The sequence below is a fragment of the Bradyrhizobium diazoefficiens genome (assembly GCF_016612535.1).
Taxonomy (GTDB): Bacteria; Pseudomonadota; Alphaproteobacteria; order Rhizobiales; family Xanthobacteraceae; genus Bradyrhizobium; species Bradyrhizobium diazoefficiens_C.
The window spans coordinates 1,506,345-1,525,328 of the sequence record NZ_JAENXS010000001.1; the positions used below are offsets into that span (position 1 = coordinate 1,506,345).

Annotated in this window: 12 protein-coding genes; 6 read left to right on the forward strand and 6 right to left on the reverse strand. The window is 61.1% G+C overall.

Annotation, left to right across the window (positions count from 1 at the left end):
- Nucleotides 1-51 precede the first annotated feature (51 nt).
- The 6 genes from JJE66_RS07145 to JJE66_RS07170 form a co-directional block, all read right to left on the reverse strand.
- On the reverse strand, nt 52-1,800 hold the full coding sequence (locus JJE66_RS07145) for a hydantoinase B/oxoprolinase family protein (protein WP_200513428.1): 1,749 nt from the start codon (nt 1,798-1,800) through the stop codon (nt 52-54).
- On the reverse strand, nt 1,797-3,872 hold the full coding sequence (locus tag JJE66_RS07150) for a hydantoinase/oxoprolinase family protein (protein ID WP_200513430.1): 2,076 nt from the start codon (nt 3,870-3,872) through the stop codon (nt 1,797-1,799). The genes JJE66_RS07145 and JJE66_RS07150 overlap by 4 nt, the downstream gene beginning before the upstream one ends.
- Before the next feature lie 41 nt (nt 3,873-3,913).
- The gene (locus JJE66_RS07155; RefSeq protein WP_200513431.1) at nt 3,914-5,179 is read right to left on the reverse strand and encodes a Glu/Leu/Phe/Val dehydrogenase; all 1,266 of its coding nucleotides are present in this window, start codon (nt 5,177-5,179) and stop codon (nt 3,914-3,916) included.
- 189 nt (nt 5,180-5,368) lie between these two features.
- Complete coding sequence (locus JJE66_RS07160) at nt 5,369-6,805, reverse strand: aldehyde dehydrogenase family protein (protein ID WP_200513433.1); 1,437 nt, start codon at nt 6,803-6,805, stop codon at nt 5,369-5,371.
- 175 nt (nt 6,806-6,980) lie between these two features.
- A complete protein-coding gene (locus tag JJE66_RS07165; RefSeq protein WP_200513435.1) occupies nt 6,981-8,696 on the reverse strand; it encodes an acetolactate synthase catalytic subunit in 1,716 nt (571 codons plus the stop codon).
- Nucleotides 8,693-10,291, reverse strand: coding sequence for an aspartate aminotransferase family protein (locus tag JJE66_RS07170; RefSeq protein WP_246756113.1), 1,599 nt, complete (start codon nt 10,289-10,291; stop codon nt 8,693-8,695). Before JJE66_RS07170 ends, JJE66_RS07165 begins: the two co-directional genes overlap by 4 nt.
- On the opposite strand from JJE66_RS07170, the gene torT reads away from it, so the two are divergent.
- From torT to JJE66_RS07200, 6 genes are read left to right on the forward strand one after another with little or no spacing between them, the layout of a single operon-like run.
- On the forward strand, nt 10,274-11,380 hold the full coding sequence (gene torT / locus JJE66_RS07175; protein WP_246756115.1) for a TMAO reductase system periplasmic protein TorT: 1,107 nt from the start codon (nt 10,274-10,276) through the stop codon (nt 11,378-11,380). The two genes, JJE66_RS07170 and torT, sit on opposite strands and share 18 nt — an antisense overlap.
- Before the next feature lie 55 nt (nt 11,381-11,435).
- Nucleotides 11,436-12,974 carry a sugar ABC transporter ATP-binding protein gene (locus JJE66_RS07180; protein WP_246756117.1) on the forward strand — a complete coding sequence of 513 codons (1,539 nt, stop codon included), beginning with the start codon at nt 11,436-11,438 and terminating at the stop codon, nt 12,972-12,974.
- Nucleotides 12,971-13,996: an ABC transporter permease gene (locus tag JJE66_RS07185; protein WP_246756119.1), complete on the forward strand. Its 1,026-nt coding sequence runs from the start codon at nt 12,971-12,973 to the stop codon at nt 13,994-13,996. Before JJE66_RS07180 ends, JJE66_RS07185 begins: the two co-directional genes overlap by 4 nt.
- Nucleotides 13,953-14,999, forward strand: a complete 1,047-nt coding sequence (locus tag JJE66_RS07190; protein ID WP_246756120.1) for an ABC transporter permease — start codon at nt 13,953-13,955, stop codon at nt 14,997-14,999. Before JJE66_RS07185 ends, JJE66_RS07190 begins: the two co-directional genes overlap by 44 nt.
- A gap of 48 nt (nt 15,000-15,047) precedes the next feature.
- Complete coding sequence (locus JJE66_RS07195) at nt 15,048-17,120, forward strand: hydantoinase/oxoprolinase family protein (RefSeq protein ID WP_200513438.1); 2,073 nt, start codon at nt 15,048-15,050, stop codon at nt 17,118-17,120.
- Between the two features lie 4 nt (nt 17,121-17,124).
- Entirely contained in the window at nt 17,125-18,954 is a 1,830-nt protein-coding gene (locus JJE66_RS07200; protein ID WP_200513439.1) for a hydantoinase B/oxoprolinase family protein, read from the forward strand.
- Nucleotides 18,955-18,984: the final 30 nt, after the last annotated feature.

An 18,984-nucleotide genomic window follows, 5' to 3' on the forward strand; every position in this document is an offset into this window, starting at 1 on the left:
GCCTCCAAATGTAGGGTTTTGCGCGGTCGAGCCTTTCAGAGCACGCTTTGGTTATGCTCCGATTTCGCCCTTCTTGAGCTGCTCACGCCGCACGCGCGTTGCTTCTTCATCGATTTGCAGATCTTTACCGGTCAGAACAACTCCGTAGTCCGCCTCCGCCATTTCACGGCTGACCATTCCATCGAGAACGTCGTTGAGGACCTCTTCCGCAGGCCGCAGATATGGTGATCCGAAGCCGCCACCGCCCGCGGCCCTGATCGTGAGTGTCAAGGGGAGAAGCTTTTCGACCCCGAAGCGCGGTGGCGCGTAAGACGAACCATTCTCGAACTCGATTGAACAGCTCCCAATGCCCGCTGCATGTCCACCCAGGACGCCGAAGGACGTCGGATTGCCGTTGCCTTCGCCGCGGAATGAGTACTCTGCGGGGTACTGCACTTGGACGGTTGCTACCGCACCAGTGCCGCCCCGGTAGCGGCCCGGCCCACCACCATCGGTGACAAACTCCTGACGCTCGACAAGGAAGGGATAGCTTGTTTCGAAGTCTTCAACATCGGGCAATGCGAGACCGCCGAGCGTAGTGATCTGCCCCATGACATTGAATCCGTCTCGGCCTTTGACGGCGCCGGCTCCCGGTTGCGCCAACCACTGATATGCAACGTAGTATCTTCCGCTGCCATCCGTCCCGGACGTATTGCAGTGGGAGATCCGGCTCCAGCCTGCGCAGCTCAATTCGGGAGCCGTTGGGCTCAATGCCTGCCAGATCGCATGTATAATCTGATGGGCTGGATAAGTGGTCGCGGAGGTGACCGGAGCTGGCGGCTTCGCGTTGACGAGCGATCCCTCAGGGGCCTCGACGCGAACGCGGCGGAAGACGCCATCATTACGCGGGATGTGTGCGCCGAGAAACGAGATCAGCCCAAAAAGCACGGCTGATCGTGTATTCGCCAGTGAACTGTTCTTGAAGCCGCGCATCTGGGGGCTCGTGCCCGCGAAGTCGACCAGAAGTCCGTCCGTGCCAATGGTGACGGCAGCCTTGATGCGTGCCTCGATGGGCTCGAAGCAGTCGTGATCGAAAAAGTCCTCGCCGAGGTATGTTCCTGGCTTCAGCTTGCGGATCGCCGCCAGGAAGCTTTCCTCTGCCCAGTCGAGCAGCGACGCAAACAACTGGCTCAGCCCCTCGCCTCCCATGGGCCTCGCCATGTCCTGAACGCGCTTGGCGCCGATTTCGGTGGAGCCCAGCATGGCACGGAGGTCGCCGTCGAGAAGGTCGGGAGTTCTCGAGTTCAGAAGGATGAGGCGCCAAAGATCATCCTGGATCTCTCCTCGCGAGACCAGCTTTATGACGGGTATGCGCAGGCCTTCGTGAAAAATCTCCTCCGCCTTCGGATTGTAGGTCCCGGCCGCGCCGCCGCCGATATCGGACTGATGGGCACGATTGCAGGTGAAGGCAATGAGTGCGTCGTCCAGGAAGACTGGTCGCATGACCGTGAAATCAGGCAGATGATTGCCGCCGGCGACATAAGGATCGTTCGCCAGGAAACAATCGCCGGGGCTGATGCGGCCCTCGAAAGTCTCCAGAAGCCGCGTCAGCGCAATCCCACCTCCTCCGGTATGAATCGGAATACCGTCGGCTTGGGACACGACCTGCCCAGATCTGCTTCCGATGAAGCACGAGAAGTCGTGCGACTGGCTGAAGATCGGGCTTCGCGCGGTTCGCGCCATCACCCAGCCCATGGTGCGACAGATGTGATCGAGTTGCTTCTGGCCAAGTGCCAAGCTGATTGGATCGATTGTCCTCATGCCTTGCCTCCTTGAGCCGGAACAGCCAGCCGAACAACGAAGTTGTTCGTCGCGTCCACTTCCAACCTGTCATCCTTTCCGACGAACACGGTGGTGGTCATATCGTTGATGACTGCAGGTCCAATAAGATGTGCGCCTGGCCGCAGATCCGAGCCTTCGTAGACGTTTGCGTCTACAGCTCCGATGTCCCGGCTAACGTAGACGCGACGCTGGCCAGAAGGCGGCGGACCGTACTCAGCAACTGCCATTTTCTGGACCGAAACGCCCGGAAACTGGCGAGCCCCGCTGACACGTAGCGCGCACGTCATGATCGGTGAATGCTTGTGAGCGTGCCCATACAGGAGGCTGTAACGCTCCTCGTAGGTCGAGACGATGTTGTCGATACTGTCATCCGCCCATTCAATAGAGAGCTGAGACTGCTGATCCAGGTAATTGAGATCGATGTAGCGGGTGAAACGCGGATGACTGCCCGCCTCGCCGTACGCCATGAGACGTGCGCGCAGCCCGATTTCCAGCTGGTGCGCAACCCGCTCCAGCTCCTGGAGGGCCTGCTGATTGAAGGGGCGGCGGATCGTTCGGACCTCGTCGAGCCGTACGTCGGAATTGAGCATACCGAACGCGCAGAAGACGCCGGCGAGCCGCGGGATGTAAACCGTCGAGCAGCCGAGGCTTCGGCCGACCGAACTTGCGTGCAAGGCGCCGGCACCACCAACAGCGACAAGCGTAAAGTCGCGAAGGTCGAAACCGCGCTCCGCACTCACATGCTCCACGGCATGGCGCAAGTTCTGGTCCATCAGCTCGACAACGCCGAGAGCGGCCGCTTCGGGTGCAAGGCCGATAGTATCGCCATAGACACGCTGCAGCGACTGCCGGGCCGCCTGATCGTCAAGATCGAGCGTGCCGCCGGCGAACGGTCCTGGGGCAAGACGGCCGAGGACGAGCTGGGCGTCCGTGTTGGTCGGGTTCTGCCCGCCGCGCCGATAGCAGACCGGGCCTGGTATCGATCCGGCGCCATCGGGCCCGAGCGTAACCATTCCGCCAGCATCCAGCCGGGCAATACTGCCGCCGCCCGCGCTCACAGAATGAATGTCTACACTCGGCACAAGGGCGAGGTATCCCGCGATATCGATCCGGTCGGTCGAATGGACGCGCCCCCTTTCCATCAAGGCGAGGTCGCAGCTCGTCCCTCCCATTTCCAAAGAGATCAGATTGTCGGTTCCCGCTGTCGCCGCAACATGTCTCAGCGCACCAACTTGTGCCGCAGGTCCGGAAAGAAGGAGGCAGGCGGGATTGCGCGCGATTTCGTCTACGGATGCGATACCCCCGTTGCTTTGAATGAGGAGCAGCGGACCGAACAGACCGTTCTGCCGCAAAATGCCTTCCAAAGACCGCAGGTATGGAACGACACGTCTTGAGACGTAGGCGGCAAGGACAGTCGAGGACGTACGACCATATTCGCCAGCATATGGCGAGATCTCGTGGGAGCAAAAAATCGCGTCCGGATCCCAGTCCGCCGAAAGGATCTCCATGGCCCGACGCTCCTGCGCGCCGTTGGCATAGCTATGCAGGAAGGACACTGCGACACAATCGAGGCCCGCAGCCTTGAATGCCGCCGATCCCGCCTTGACGTCATTTTCATCCAGGGCCGTGAGCTCTTGCCCATCCTTGTCGAGCCGTCCCCCTACTGGCAGGCGCCAGCGGCGTGGCACGAGCACTTTGGGAAACGACGGACGATGGTTCCAGGGCTCTTCGCGGATACCGCGTCGGATTTCAAGCGTGTCGCGAAATCCTTTGGTGGTGAGAAGCCCGACTTTGGCGCCCTTGCCCTCGAGCACGGTGTTCGTCGCAATCGTCGAGCCATGCACGAGCATCGAGCAGCCGCCAAGCAGCTCCTTCGTGGCGAGCCCAATACGTCGCGCGAGCCCCTCAAGTGCCGCCATCACGCCAGCGGTCGGATCGTCCGGCCTGGAAGGCGATTTCAGAACCTCAATCTGACCATTGGCATCTATTGCCACGACATCGGTAAAGGTGCCTCCGATGTCGATTCCGATGCGCCAGGGGGCAACAAGCATTGGTCTCTCCGTTTCGGTGCTATGGGTCGGAACAACAGTCATTACGGAAAAAGGCCTCTGGTACGCTTGGCCGATTGCACAACACTTACGCCGATTGCCATCGCTGCCAAGCGATGAGAAATGCCGTCGCGCTTGGCGCGGGCAATCACTTGCTGAAAGGAGCGCTCGAGAATCCGGTAGAGGCGGTCGAACACTTCGGCCTCCTCCCAGAACAGGCGCTGCAGATCCTGCACCCATTCGAAATAGCTGACGATGACCCCGCCCGCGTTGCAGAGAATATCGGGCAACACAAAGATCTCGTCGCGTCGTTGATCAAGGATGGCATCCGCTTCGGGCGTCGTCGGACCATTGGCGCCTTCGGCCAGAATGCGGCATTTCAGCTCGGAGGCATTCTGGCCCGTAATAACCTGCTCCATCGCAGCCGGGACGAGCACATCGCACTTTCGCAACAGCAGCTCCGAAGGCTCTATCGTGCTCTGCGTCGAAAACCCCGCAAGCTGGCCTCTCCTGGCCACGTGTCGTTGGAGCTCCGCCACGTCCAGTCCGGCTGGATCATGGTACGCGGCGGTGTGATCGCTGACACCGATAATTTTCACGCCTTTCTCCGCAAGGGAATATGCGGTCACTGACCCGACGTTACCGAAACCCTGGACGATAGCGGTCGCGCTGCCCGCAGCGATCCCAAGATGATCAAGGGCCCGAGCGACGAGATAGGCGACCCCGCGGCCGGTCGCCTCGCGTCGGCCAAGCGTGCCTCCTGCCGACACCGGCTTTCCGGTAACGATCTCATTGACGGTCTGGCCCTGGTACATGGAATAGGTGTCCATGAACCAGGCCATGACCTGCTCATTCGTGCCCATGTCCGGCGCCATGACATCGGTGTGCGGCCCGACGAAGGGTATCATCTCCTGCATGTAGCGGCGTGATAGCGCTTCGAGTTCGCGTAGCGACAGAGTGTAGGGATCGACGGTGATGCCTCCCTTTGCTCCGCCATAGGGAAGCCCCGCGAGAGCGCACTTCCAGCTCATCCAGACTGCCAATGCTGCGACCTCGCCGACATCCACCGATGGAGCGAACCGGGTGCCGCCCTTCGTCGGCCCAAGCGTCAGGTGATGCTGCACCCGGTAACCCTGAAAGACTTCCGTTCGACCGTCGTCGCGGTGAATGGGACAGGACACGGCGATTGCGCGCTTCGGATAAAGCAGTCGATCCCTGTCCATTTCCGGAATCTGCAGATGATTGGCAACCTGCTCGAACTGCTGCCTTGCCATCTCGAAGACGGGACCGCCATAGATTGATCTACTCATCGTCAGTCATCTCATCGAACTGGATCTGAAGCCCATCCAGAAGGCTCAGTCTGGAAAAGGAAAAGTGGCCGCCCCCTAAAGGGGCGGCCAGTTGGCGTTCGTCGAGGGAGGAAAGACACTGACGACGAACGAATCGAACACAGCGGGCCGGGTGAATGATTCACCCGCACTCGACACAGCTTGCGGCTGTTAGAGACCATGGCGGATCGTCACGGTTTTCAGAACACCAAAACCGTACAGCGCCTCAAATCCCTTCTCCCGACCAAAACCCGATCCTTTCACACCGCCAAACGGCAGTTCAACGCCACCGCCGGCGCCATAAATGTTCACGAATACCTGGCCTGCTTCGATGCTGCGCGACAGGCGCATCGAACGGCCAAGATCGGATGTCCACACGCCGGCAACGAGCCCGTACGGAGTATCGTTTGCGATACGCAGCGCGTCCTCCTCCTCACTGAAGCGCAACGCGACCAGCACCGGACCGAAGATCTCTTCCTGCGCCAGCGCATGATCTGCAGGGACATTGCCGATCAGCGTCGGTTTGACGTAGTAGCCGCCCGCAGGGAGGTTCGTGCCGAACGAGCCTTCCGCCAGAATCTGCAACTTGTCCCGTCGAGCCGTATCCAGATAGCTCTCGATCCGGTCCCGCTGCGCGGCATTGACGACAGGGCCGAGATCGAGGTCCTGGCTCGCGGAGCCGACCCGAAGCGCCTTGAACCGCTTGGCGAGCTGGCTTGTGAATTCATCGTAGATGTCGTCCTGGATCAAGACGCGCGAGCCGGCACTGCAGGTCTGACCTGAATTGTGCACGATGCCTTTGACGATCGTGGCACCCGCGTCTTCCAGAGGCGCATCCGAGAAGACGACCTGCGGTGATTTTCCACCCAGTTCGAGCGTGACCGGGATCGTGTTCCTGGCGGCCGCGGTCTGGACCAGCCGGCCGACCTCACGAGAGCCGGTGAAGCTGATGTGCCCAATACCTGGATGGACCGACAGCGCCGCGCCAGCTTCTTCACCAAGGCCTGTGACGACGTTGAACACACCCGGCGGAAAGCCTGCCTCCTCCGCAAGTCTTGCCAGCGCAAGCGCCGAGAGGGAGGTGTCCTCGGCAGGTTTAAGAACAATCGCGTTGCCCATGGCGAGCGAGGGCGCCACCGACCGGCCGGTCATCTGCAGCGGGTAATTCCAGGGCACGATATGCGCCGTCACGCCGTGCGGTTCATAGAAAGTCAGGACGGTGAAACCAGTCTGAAACGGGATGGTCTCACCATGCACCTTGTCGGCGGCAGCGCCATAATACTCGAAGTAGCGCGCACAGACCGCTACGTCAGCGAGTGCGACAGTCATCGGTTTGCCGACGTCATCGCTCTCCAATTTGGCAAGCTTCTCGGCGTCGCGGCGAATGAGGTCGGCCATTCTGAGGAGGAGACGGCCGCGTGAAACCGCGTCCATTTTTCCCCATGCTCCCTTGCGAGCGGTTCGAGCTGCGGCAACCGCAGCGTCGATCTCCGGCGCTCCGCCACGAGATATCTCGGCCATCTTCGTGCCATCGGAGGGATTGATCACGTCCAGCGTTTTGGCGGACTCGACCCAGCGCCCGGCGATATAGTGTCGATAAAGGTCCATTTGCAGTCTCGTTCAGTTCCAGGCGCAATGTTGGATGCGCTCATTGGCCGTCCGCGATGAACGCGGCGATAAGTCAAAAAATGGGCTCACGAGCTCGCCCTGGGCGGGGCCGTCGAGCTATCCCGGACTTCTGCTTCGGCAGGGCGGACGCCTAGTCGTCCCCCGCAGGTCCTTCTCAAACAGCCGCGAGGGCACGGTCGAGCGTCCCGTCGAAAAGCGAGATGGGCGGATGAGCCGATGGATCGGTCACAACCTCGATCAACCATGGCCGCTGCTCTGCCAGCGCAAGGTCGAGGGCCTTCCCCAGATCGCCGGGCGCTGACACCACCGCGCCTCCACATCCGCACGCACGCGCGATCGCAGCATGATCAACAGGTGAGAAATGGCAGGCTGTCGTGTAGCCGCCGAACTTCACCGTCTCCGCATCTTTCTGAAAGCCGAGAATACCGTTGTTGAGCACGATAACGACAACGGGCACATTGCTGCGGACCACGGTTTCGAGTTCGGCCCAACTGTGCGCAAAGCCGCCATCTCCGACCAAGGCGACAACTGGGCTAGCTGGCCGCGCCAGCTTGGCGCCGATAGCAAGTGGCAGTCCCCAGCCAAGTCCGGCCAAACCGCGGGGCGTGATGAAGCGCTGGCCCGCCGTTCGGCTACGAAGCTGACCGACCACCCACATCGACGAGTAGCTTGCGTCGGCGACAACGATTGTCTCCGGCGTCAAGCGCGCCTGGAGTTCGTGCATCACACGCTCAGGCCGGATTGGACTTCCAGTGCTGCCCGAAAACACGGAGCGCTCGTTTTCGAAGCTCGTCCAGGCCGCGGCGATACGCTTCTCCAAGCCCGAACGGCTATCGCGACGCCTTGAAAGGTCAACCTGTTCGATCACACTGCAGAGCGCTTCCAGCGTTGCCGCAGCATCGCCAACAAGACGCGTCGCTTCATAATTTCGCCCGATCTCCTGGGGGTCGACATCGATATGGATGACGCGCGCAGTTGCAGGAACTTGTCGCCAGCTGTCAGTGCCATTCTGGTTGGTGCGCGTACCGACCAGGAGAACGAGATCCGCCTCCTGCAGGATCGGCAGAGTATGCTTGCCGAGCGAGCGCAGACCGACCAGAGCGCCGAGGACTCCGGCGGAGAGCGGGTGCGTTTCGTCGACAGCACCTTTGCCCATATTCGTGGTGACGACCGGAAGATGCGCGACGTCCTGCAGCTTGGCCAGCGCAGCTGCCGCGGCCGGAGATGCGGCGCCGCCGCCAGCGAGAACGACGGGAGCCTTTGCCGCCGCAATTGATGCGGCAGCCGCTCGGACCTCTGCATCGCTCGGGCGCGGCCGATCAATTGGCCATTCACCAAAGCTCGACCGGCGCTCACGATTGGAAGCGGGCGCATTTTCGCGCAACAGATCGGCCGGCAGTAGCAGGACAGCGGGCCCCGGCCGGCCGCTGCCGGCAGCGACAAAGGCCGCATCAACATAATCATCAATGCGATCCGCGGTGATGACGCGCCGCACCGATTTGGCGCAGGACGAGAACAGCGCGAAATGATCGAGTTCCTGGAATGCATTACGGTCGAGCTGGTTGCGCTCGACCTCCTGGACCAGAGCAACAATGGGAACACTCGCCTTGTAGGCCTCGGCAAGAGGAGGGACGAGCAAGGTTGCCGCGGGCCCATTCTGAGCCGCAACGACGGCGATCTGACCTGACACGCGCGCAAAGCCGTCGGCCATCGCGCCGCCCATGTTTTCCTGTCGGTAGGCGAGCTGCCGAATACCGATCGCTTCGCACGCAAGAATGACGGCTGACGGCAGGCTTTGGCCGAAGATCACCTTCACGCCGTGACGCTGCAAAGCGAAGGCAATACGCTGCGCAACTGTTACTTCGGTCACTTCTGCACCTCAATGCCGTCCAACTCGTTTTGATGATTGTCGAGAAAGCCTTCGAACACCTCGATGACGACCTCAGCATCGGCGCGCGTCATCGGTGTCGAGAGCGCGGCAGCGGCGCCATAGGGCAAGATGATGCCGTTTGCGGCAAAGAAGCGCGTAAGCTCCTTCATGAGGGCTGCTCCGCCGGGCGTCGGATAGGCATCGCGATAGTCGATTGGCGGTCGCGCCATGGGATGAATACGGAACAGCGAGGCGGCGCCCGTCACACAGAGCGAGACTCCCCTCTTTTCGATAGCCCGGCTAATTCCGTCTCGTACAAAGTTGCCGAGCGTCTCCAGATGAGCAAAGGCCGCATGGTCCAGATGCCGCATCGAGGCAAGGCCAGCGATCATCGACAGGGGATTGGCGGAGAACGTCCCCCCCTGCGGAAGCAGGGGCCGGCCCGCCGAGGCATCAAACACCTTCATCACGTCCTCGCGGCCGCCGATTGCGCCAATCGGCAGACCGCCACCGATAATCTTGCCCATGGTGACAAGGTCCGGAACGAGGCCATAGCGCGCGGCAGCCCCTTCGAAACCCTGCCTGAGATTCAAAACCTCATCAGCAATCACCAGCACGCCGTTGTCGCGCGCGGCCTGCTGAACCGCGGCAATGAATTCCGCTTTCGGGGCAGTCAGACCGCCGCGGCTTGGCATGGGATCCAACACGACGGCCGCGAGATCGCGCGCATGCAACGACAATAGCCGGCGCGCTCCCTCGATATCGTTGAAGCGGAGCACAACAACTTCGTCGAGGACACTTTGAGGCATGCCGCGATAGAAAGGCGCAGAGTTGGGGGAGGCAGGGTCACCCCAGTTATCCGGCGTCGCCGCCTGACTCACCTCAACCCAATCATAGGCGCCATGATAGGCGCCCTCGAGCTTGGCGATTTTCGCCCGCCCGGTGAAGGCCCGAGCAGCCTTGACCGCGAAGAGGACCGCCTCGGTTCCGGTGTTGACGAAACGCACCCGATCGACTCGCGGAATCCGGTCGCAAAGCAGCTCTGCCAGCTCGATTTCGCCGCGCGTCGGATTTGCAAAGCAGCTGCCGCGCTGCAGCTGATCAGTCAAGGCTTCGACAACAGGCGCGAATGCATGGCCGTGGATCAGCGTTGTGAAGTTGCAGTTGAGATCCAGAAAACGCCTTCCATCGATGTCGAACACATAGCTGCCGGAGCCGCGTTCGATGTAGACCGGCTCCGGGTCCCGCTCGATGGTGACGCGCGACGTGCCGTCGGGAAAAACAAGCCGCGCCCGAGCAAAGCTGTCTTTAGAGGCTTGCCCGGCACGCGCAAATGCCGTCCCCGTATTCGAACCTGCCTGACCCCTCGCCACGATTTCCTCACCCGTTTGACTGGATTTCTGGCAAGTAACGCTGTTTGGTATTTGATGCAACAAAATTATTGTGCTCTTTTCGAGAAACTGCATCTCGCGGCGCACAAATTTACGTCTTGCCGAATCTTTCAGCAGTGCGGTCGCTTGCCGCACCTGATTTTTTGTTGCATCATATTTGATACATGAATTTGTCAGGCTTTGGTCATGTGCCTGTCGGTTCATTGTCGAAGGATGGGGACATTGATGAAAAAGTCGTGCGGACTGTTCTTGCTTTCTGTTGCCCTCGCGTTCGCGATCAAGGTCACGCCCGCGTCCGCCGGGGACACAAAGTGGTATCCCTTCAAGATGAACGACGCCTCGGCCGATGCGCTGAAGGTCATTGAGTACACGCCGGTCGAAAAAGCCGAAAAACCTCACAAGATCTGCGTGCTGTTTCCGCACATGAAGGACAGCTTCTGGGTTGCTGTCGCCTACGGCATCACCGAGCAGTCAAAGGCGCTCGGCGTGAACATGAATCTGTACGAGGCCGGCGGATACGACAATCTGCCCAAGCAGCTGTCGCAGTTTGACGACTGCATTGCGAGCGGTGCGGACGCGATCGTGATCGGTGCGATCTCCACCGTCGGCGTTGCCAAGCAGGTCCTGGCCGCGAAAGCGAAGGGCATTCCTGTCATTGCGGTTACGAACAGCTTCATCTCGCCTGACCTGACTGCCGGCGTGTTTGTTGATCTTAAATCCATGGCGAGCGCCTCGGCCAATGCGCTGCTTGCGAGCGTCAAGACGGGCGAAACCGCAAACGTCGTGACGTTCCCGGGCCCTGCCGGTTCGGGTTGGGCAGAGACCATGAATAAGGATTTCGAGACTGTGGTCGCGAAGAATCCGAACGTGAAGACGCTCTCTTCCAAGTTCGGGGACACCGGTGTCGCGGTGCAGCTACAATTGGTTCAGGACGCACTGCAAGCCTATCCCTCCATCAATTACATCTGGGGGACCGCTCCGACCGCAGAAGCTGCCATCGGAGCGTTGGCTGAGGCGGGCCGCAGCGACATCAAGATCATCTCGACCTACGAGAACCAGGCCATGCTCGATGCGCTCAAGCGTGGAGACATTACCGCCTTTACGACTCAGTACCCGGTCATCGAGGGGCGCGTGGCTATCGACGAAGCCGTTCGCATCCTCGACAAGAAGCCCTTTATCCGCCTTGTGCAGCCGATCGCAGGCGTGATCGACAAGGGCACGATGGGTAAGATGGACATGTCGACGGTGCTGGCGCCGGCCAGCTGGAGCCCCGTGTACAGCGTCAAGCAGTAACCGGTTGCGTTTTATAGGCGGACGAATGTCGGAAGCGTTTGTGGAGTCACCTCGGATGGCAAAAGAGGAGGCTTTTGAGCCGATCTTGGTCCTTCGAGGGATCACCAAACGCTTCCAGGGCATCACCGCACTGCGGCAGGTTGATTTCGATGTCCGGACCGGCGAGGTCCATGTGCTCTTCGGTGAGAACGGCGCCGGCAAGTCAACGTTGATCAATGTCATCGCAGGTACGTTCCAGCCTGACGAGGGCACCTGCCGGTTTGATGGACAAGATCTCAGCCACCTCACCCCTCACCGCGCGCGCGGTGAGGGCATCTGCGCAGTGTTTCAGGAGTTCTCGCTCGCGCCGAACCTGACGGTGGTCGAGAACGTCTTCCTCGGCCGTGAAATCAGACGCGGGGGAATTCTCGACCTTGCGGCAATGCGCCGGCGCGCTTCTCGCCTCATTGAGGAGTTGGGCTTCGATCTTGAGCTCGACCGCCAGGTCGGAACGCTGTCGCGGGCACATCAACAAATGGTCGAAATTGCCAAGGCGCTGCTCGGAGAGCCAAGGATTCTCATCCTCGACGAGCCGACCGCATCCCTTACCGAGCGGGAAGCGGGGCGCCTTTTTGAGCTCGTGGCAGCACTCAAGGCACGAGGGGTCGGAATTATCTACGTATCGCATCGCATGCGGGAAATCCGAGCTCTCGCTGACCGCATCACCGTGCTTCGTGATGGCCAACTTGTGCGAACGCTTGAGGCGACCGGAGTCCAGGACTTCGACCTTGTTGAACTGATGACCGGTCGCAAGATCGACGGCTTGTTTCCGACCTTCGACCACAAACCGGGGCACGTTGCCGTCGAGGTACGAGGCTTATCGGCGGCGGGAGGTGCGGTCCGCGATGCGGACTTCGTGGCTCGCGCAGGCGAGATCACAGGCATCGCAGGCCTCGTCGGCTGCGGCAAGTCTGAGCTGGTGCGCGCCATCTACGGACTGGAACAGATTGAGCGCGGCGAGATTCGGCTTCATGAGGCGGGCCAGGACACGTTCTCGCCGAGGCACAGCCTTCGTCGTGGCGTTGTCTACTTCCCTGCCAATCGCGCAACGGAAGGATTGGCGCTCGCGCGTGCTGTCCGGGAGAACGTCTCGATGTCCAGTTTGGACGTTCAGGCGATCGCGCGACGAGGTCTTTTGGATAAGCGGAACGAGCGTTCGCTTGTCCAGCAGGCGGTTGATCGATTGAAACTGCGTCCTCCGAACCTTGAACGTCCTGCCGGCAAGCTTTCCGGCGGTAACCGGCAGAAGGTGATGCTAGCCCGGGGGTTGATGCGGGACCTTTCGGTCTTCTTGTTCGACGAGCCGACTGTCGGCATCGACGTGGGCGCCAAGCGCGAGGTCTACGAGTTCATGGGGCGCCTTCTCGAAGCGGGTGCCGCGGTCGTTCTGGTCTCGTCCGAACTTCCTGAGGTGCTGGCATTGTCCAACCGTCTCTATGTGATGCACCACGGGCGCATCGTGAATGAACTTGAGGGTCCTGAGAAGACTGAGCAGAACGTTCTCGCCAGCTTCTTCCGCCGGGAATCCAGTGCTGCGACAGGACCAGCGTCTTGACCGTTGAAGAAGCACGCAAGCACCCGTCTTTGCAGGATGGTCTGATGACATTTTCGCGCTCAATATCCGCCATCGGCATTCTGCCTGTCCTCCTGACGGTCTTGATTTTGGGGATGTGCATCCTCGATCCAAGGTTTTTCGGAGTTGCCAATGTAACGAACATTCTTCGAAACGCATCCGTGCTCACGATCGTCGCCTGCGGCCAGGCTCTCGTGCTTATCTCCGGCGGCTTCGATCTGTCGGTTGGGGCAATTGTTGCACTCGCCAGTGAAATTGCTGCCGTAACGATGCGCTGGGCGGGGACCGCGTTTCCCGAGCAGAATGCTCTTGTCATCGCGCTGGGTGTCGGCGCGGCACTTGGAACGGGAATTCTGGTGGGCCTCGTCAACGGAATTTGCGTAGCCGTGCTGCGCATATCCGGCTTCATCGCGACACTGGGCTCGATGTCGGTGACGCTTGGCATCGCCCTGATCATCACGAACGGCATTCCGGTGTATGGCCTGCCGCCGTCATTCATAACCCAGTTCGGCCGAGCACGCTGGTTCGAGCTTCCGAGCGCAGCCTATGTGGCGATTGCCATCCTGCTTGTGCTCGCGTTCGTCCAACACCGGACCGTCCTCGGGCGCTATCTCTACGCGATCGGCGGCAACACGGAGGCGGCGATCGTCTCCGGCATTTCGACGCGCCGCTATCAAATTGCCGCCTATGTGATATCGGGCCTGCTTGCCGCCGTGACCGGGCTACTCCTGACCGCACTTGTGGGATCGGGCCAAGCGAGCTTCGGCGGGGACCTCATGATGCTGCAATCAATCGCCGCTGCCGTGATCGGCGGGGTGAGCTTGCACGGAGGCGTGGGGCGCGTCGGGATGGTCGCGCTGAGCGCGATATTTCTGAGCATCCTATCCAATGCGCTCAACCTGTTACGCGTCGATTCCCGCATCCAGCCTATCTTTATCGGGTTGATCCTGATTTGTGCAGTTGCGCTCGACGAAATTCGGCGCCGGAGGACCGTCCATGACTGATCGAGAGGCCAGCATGAGCGCTCCCTCACCTGCCGCGCTCGCGCGTCGCATCCATTTTTCGCTCGTGCAGCTGCTTTTGCCGACCGGCGTCGTCATCTTGTTCGCGGGTTTCGCCCTGGCAGATTCTCGGGTGATGTCGCCGGCCAATCTCATCAACATCCTGCAGCAGACGAGCTTCCTGTTTCTCTTCGCGATGGCACAGACCATCGTGATCATAGGGAAGGGTTTTGACCTCTCTCTTGGTCCGACTGCCTCGATGGTCAGTGTCGGGTCAGCGCTCGCGATGGCAGCTCTTGGGTCCGGCCATGTTGGCGAGCCGGTGATCGTGATCGCGGGCCTTGTTGCCGGCGTGGCGCTCGGAGCGCTGGTCGGGGCCTTCAACGGATCTGTTGTCGGCGTCTTACGCGTCACTCCTTTCGTGGTCACGCTGGGCAGCTTCAACATCGCGACAGGAATCGCCACGACTCTGTCGGGCGGTCATCCGGTTCAAGGCATGCCTGAACTGTTCTTCCAGCTTCTCAACACGAGGACGATGCTGGGCCTGCCGGCTCCCGTTGTGATCGCGATTGCCGCGGGCCTTGTTGTTCATTTCGTGTTGCGTCGAACCGTGTTCGGGCGCGGCCTTTACCTGATCGGCACGAATGCACGAGCTGCGGAGGTTGCAGGCGTTCCAGTCCGGCTCATCCTGATGTCGGCCTATGTCCTGAGCTCGGTTTTGACGGCGCTCGGAGCGATGATCTTGACCGCGCGAACGGGATCCGGCGAACCGAGCATTGGCGGCACCCTGTCGCTGCAATCGGCGGCCGCGGCCATTGTCGGTGGTGCGAGCTTCTCGGGCGGCTGCGGCAGTGCGGGTACGGCCCTCCTCGGCTCTCTTTTCATCATTGTCCTGTCGAATGGCATGAACCTCGTCCAGATCAGCGGCTACCTGCAGATGATCGTGCTCGGTGTCATCGTGGTTGCAGGCGTACTCCTCGATCGCCTTCGAGCGCAACGAAACTAAACGAGTGGCCGCGACAACCGCATCGAGCCTTGGAGAGTGAAATTTACCATGTCTTATGTCATCACGATCGACACAGGAGGAACATTTACGGATGCGGTCATCCAGGACGAAGCTGGCCGGCTGACCATTGGGAAGGCATTGACGACACCCAAGCGCGCTTTTGAAGGCATGTATGGTGCGATCTCCGCAGCAGCCCGTCTGCTCGATGTGACGCCTGAGCACGTGATCCGTCATGCGGGTCGCCTCATTTTCGGGACGACCCGTGCGACCAACGCAATCGTAACGCGATCAACTGCGCGAACCGCCCTCTTCGTAACGGCGGGCTTTCCGGACATCCTCTACCTGAGAGAGGGCGGCAAGAAGGATGCGCACGACTATCGCACGCCTTTCCCTGAACCCTATGTGCCGCGTCGTCTGACCTTCGAAATCAAAGAGAGGATCAACGCGGAGGGCGGCGTTGAGACCACCCTCGACGAGGCTTGCGTCATCGCCGCCGCGCGGCAATTGGAGCGCTTAGGCATTGAGGCTGTGGGAGTTTGCCTTCTGTGGTCAATCGTCAATCCCGCGCATGAATTGCGCGTCGCGCAACTACTCAAAGAGCATGCTTCGTCAGTGGCTGTAACGCTGTCGCATGAGATCCTGCCAGTGCCGCGGGAGTATCGCCGTGCCTCGGCAACCGTCCTCGATGCATCGCTCAAGCCCGTGATGCAGAAGTTTCTGGAGGACATGGCAGCCGATCTTGAGCGTCTTGGCTTCTCAGGCGATCTGCTCGTTTCGACAACGGTGGGCGGATGCATGGAGGTCGCGGCGGCAGCTCACAGACCCGTACACCTCACCAAATCCGGACCAGCCATGGTGCCGCTCGCAGCTCGGGAATATGCCCGACGTGTGACGGCAAACGGCGACATCATCATTTGCGACACGGGCGGCACCACCTTCGACGTCGGCCTGATTCGTGATGGAGAGGTCGTTCGTACGCGCGAGACCTGGCTTGGGCCCAGGTACACCGGGGAACTGCTCGCTTTGTCCTCGGTAGATATTCGCAGTGTTGGCGCCGGAGGCGGCTCGATCGCGTGGGTGGATGACGGGGGACTCTTGCGTGTCGGTCCGCAGAGCGCCGGATCGGTACCAGGTCCGGCCTGCTATCCGGGGGGCGGCAAGCTGCCAACCGTCACGGATGCCGCAGTGGTCGCGGGCTACATCGATCCACACCTTTTCCTGGGCGGCCGGATGACTCTCGATGCTGCCGCGGCGCGGACTGCCGTGGCAACGGTTGCGGACCGGCTCTCGTTTTCTGTTGAGGAAACGGCGCTCGCGATCCTGACCATCGCCGACGAGACCATGATCTCCGCCATCCAGGACATCACGGTCTCCGAAGGCGTGGATCCACGGGGGAGTGTCTTCGTGGCAGGTGGCGGGGCTGCCGGCCTCAACATCGCCTCGGTGGCTCGGGCCCTTGGCTGCAAGACAGTCCTGCTCCCGCAGACTGCGAGCGCCTTGAGCGCCTGCGGCATGCAGTTCTCCGACGTGGTTGCGGAGGAGGCCGCGAGCGGCATCACGAGCTCCGACGCATTTGATGAAACCGTCGTCCGACGCGCGTTGTCGCGCGCCCATGCAGCGCTCGAGACGTTGCGGGCGGGTTTGAAGATCCCGCGTGAAGCGGCTTGCAGCTTCGAAATTGCGGTCGATGCGCGCTATCGCGCGCAAATCTGGGAGCTCGAGGTTCCCCTTCCGGGTTTTTCCCATGAGGGCGAACTCGACGCGACGGAGCTTGCAGCGCGCTTCCATAAGGCCCATGAGCGTACGTTCGGCGTCGACGACCCTCATGGCGTGGTCGAATTCCTGACCTGGAAAGTCAGATTGCGTGTTGCTCTGCCGCGTCCAGCTGCGCAGCCGATCGCGGGCGAGGAGCGCAGCGCCCTCCTCAAGCGGCAGGGCGCCTATTTCCCGGGGCAAGGGCTCATCGACACGCCGTTCTACGACGGCCCAGCCCTCAGGCCGGACCTGGAGGTCGCCGGTCCTGCGATTATCCTCGAGCCCACGACCACCATCGTCGTGCCGCCAAATGCATCCGCGTGCCTGTCTCCCACCGGCAGCTATCTTCTGAAGCTGGAAAGGTAAATCAATGACGCAGCCGCCCGGCGTAAGCCCCGCCGTCGATCAGGCGCCAAGGTCGATCCCGGTCGCGTTTACCGATCCTATCCTGGCGGCCGTGCTGGCCAATCGATTCGAGGCGATCGTTCGCGAGATGACGAATACGGTCCTGCGTTCTGCGCGATCGGTGATCGTCAGCAACGGACGTGACTTCTCTTGCGCAATTGTTAGTGGCGAGGGGGAACTCGTCGCCGTCGCCGACGGACTGCCCGTGCATACCTTCAATTCGCACATGCAGTCGGCCAATATCGCACGTCTTCATCCGGATCTGGCCGAGGGTGATGCCTTCATCGACAACGATCCCTACACGGGCAACACGCACCCCGCCGACCAAACCGTCATGGTGCCGGTCTTCGTCGATGGCGAGCATCTCTTCACAGCTTGCGCCAAAGCCCACCAGGCCGACATCGGCAACAGCCTGCCTACGACCTACCACCCGTTTGCAAGAGACGTGTACGAGGAAGGCGCGATCATCTTCCCCTGCATGCGACTGCAACGAAACGGACACACAATCGAGGATGTCATCCGTTTGGGCATGCGCCGCATCCGCGTTCCAGAGCAGTGGGGCGGCGATCTCCTTGCGACGCTCGGGGCCGCACGCATCGCCGAGCGGCGGCTGAAGGAGCTCTGCCGCGAGCACGGAACAGCAAGGATCAAGACCTTCATCAAGGAATGGCTCGACTACTCTGAACGCCTCATGGCGTCCCGCATCGCCGCCCTGCCGAAGGGTCGCATGGACGTGAGTTCGCGCCACGACCCCGTGCCAGGAGTTCTGCCCGAAGGCATCGCGGTCAAAGCCGTGATCGAGGTCGATCCGAGCGCGTGTGAAATCATCGTTGACCTCCGCCATAACGATGACTGCGTCAAAGCCGGCTTCAATCAGACTGAAGCAACCGCCCGCAGCAGCGTCATGGCGGGGATTTATCACAGCCTGGGTGCCGGTCTGCCGCGAAACTCTGGCGCGTTCCGCCGCCTTACGGTCTTGCTGCGCGAGAATTCGGTAGTTGGCATTCCCCGCTTTCCGGCGAGTTGCTCGATCGCCACGACGAATGTCGCCGATCGCCTTGTGAATCTCGTGCAATCTGCACTGGCGGGATTGGGTCAAGGGTTCGGATTGGCCGAGGGTGGCTTGTGCCTGGGCGTCAACACAGGTGTCATTTCCGGGACCGATTTCCGAAACGGCGCCCGTCCCTACATCAGCCAGCTGACACTAGCCTCGAACGGTGGCCCGGCTTCGCCGTACGCTGACGGTTGGGGCACGTACGGCATCCCGGCGTCTTCGGGGCTGACCTATCGGGACAGCATCGAGATCAATGAGATCAAGTTTCCCATGATTGTCGATCACCTGCGCGTCGTACCTGGAAGCGGTGGGGCTGGTGCGCACCGGGGCGGGCTGGCCATAGAGACGCGCTATCGTGTCCGCGAGGGCACGATGACGGTCGCCACCAACTCGGACGGCCAGGTGTTCGCGCCGAAGGGTGTGCTCGGGGGGCAATCAGGATCGCTCGCTGTGTCCTACGTTATCCATGAGGACGGCCGAGAAGAACGAGTGCCCGGTTTTGGCATCCAGGTCATCCACAAGGGACAGGCTGTGCGCGGCACGACAAACGGCGGCGGCGGGTTCGGCGATCCCGCCAAGCGAGATCCAGCCCTCGTACTGCGCGATGTGTCCGAGATGCGCGAGACTCTCGAACGTGCACGAGATGTATATCGGGTCGCTCTCACAGCGGACGGCACGGCGGGAATGCTGTCGCTCGACGAGATGGCCACCGCCAAACTCCGTCATGGCGGCGCCACCTGAGATAAAACCCTCTAAGCCACGCCCCCATGA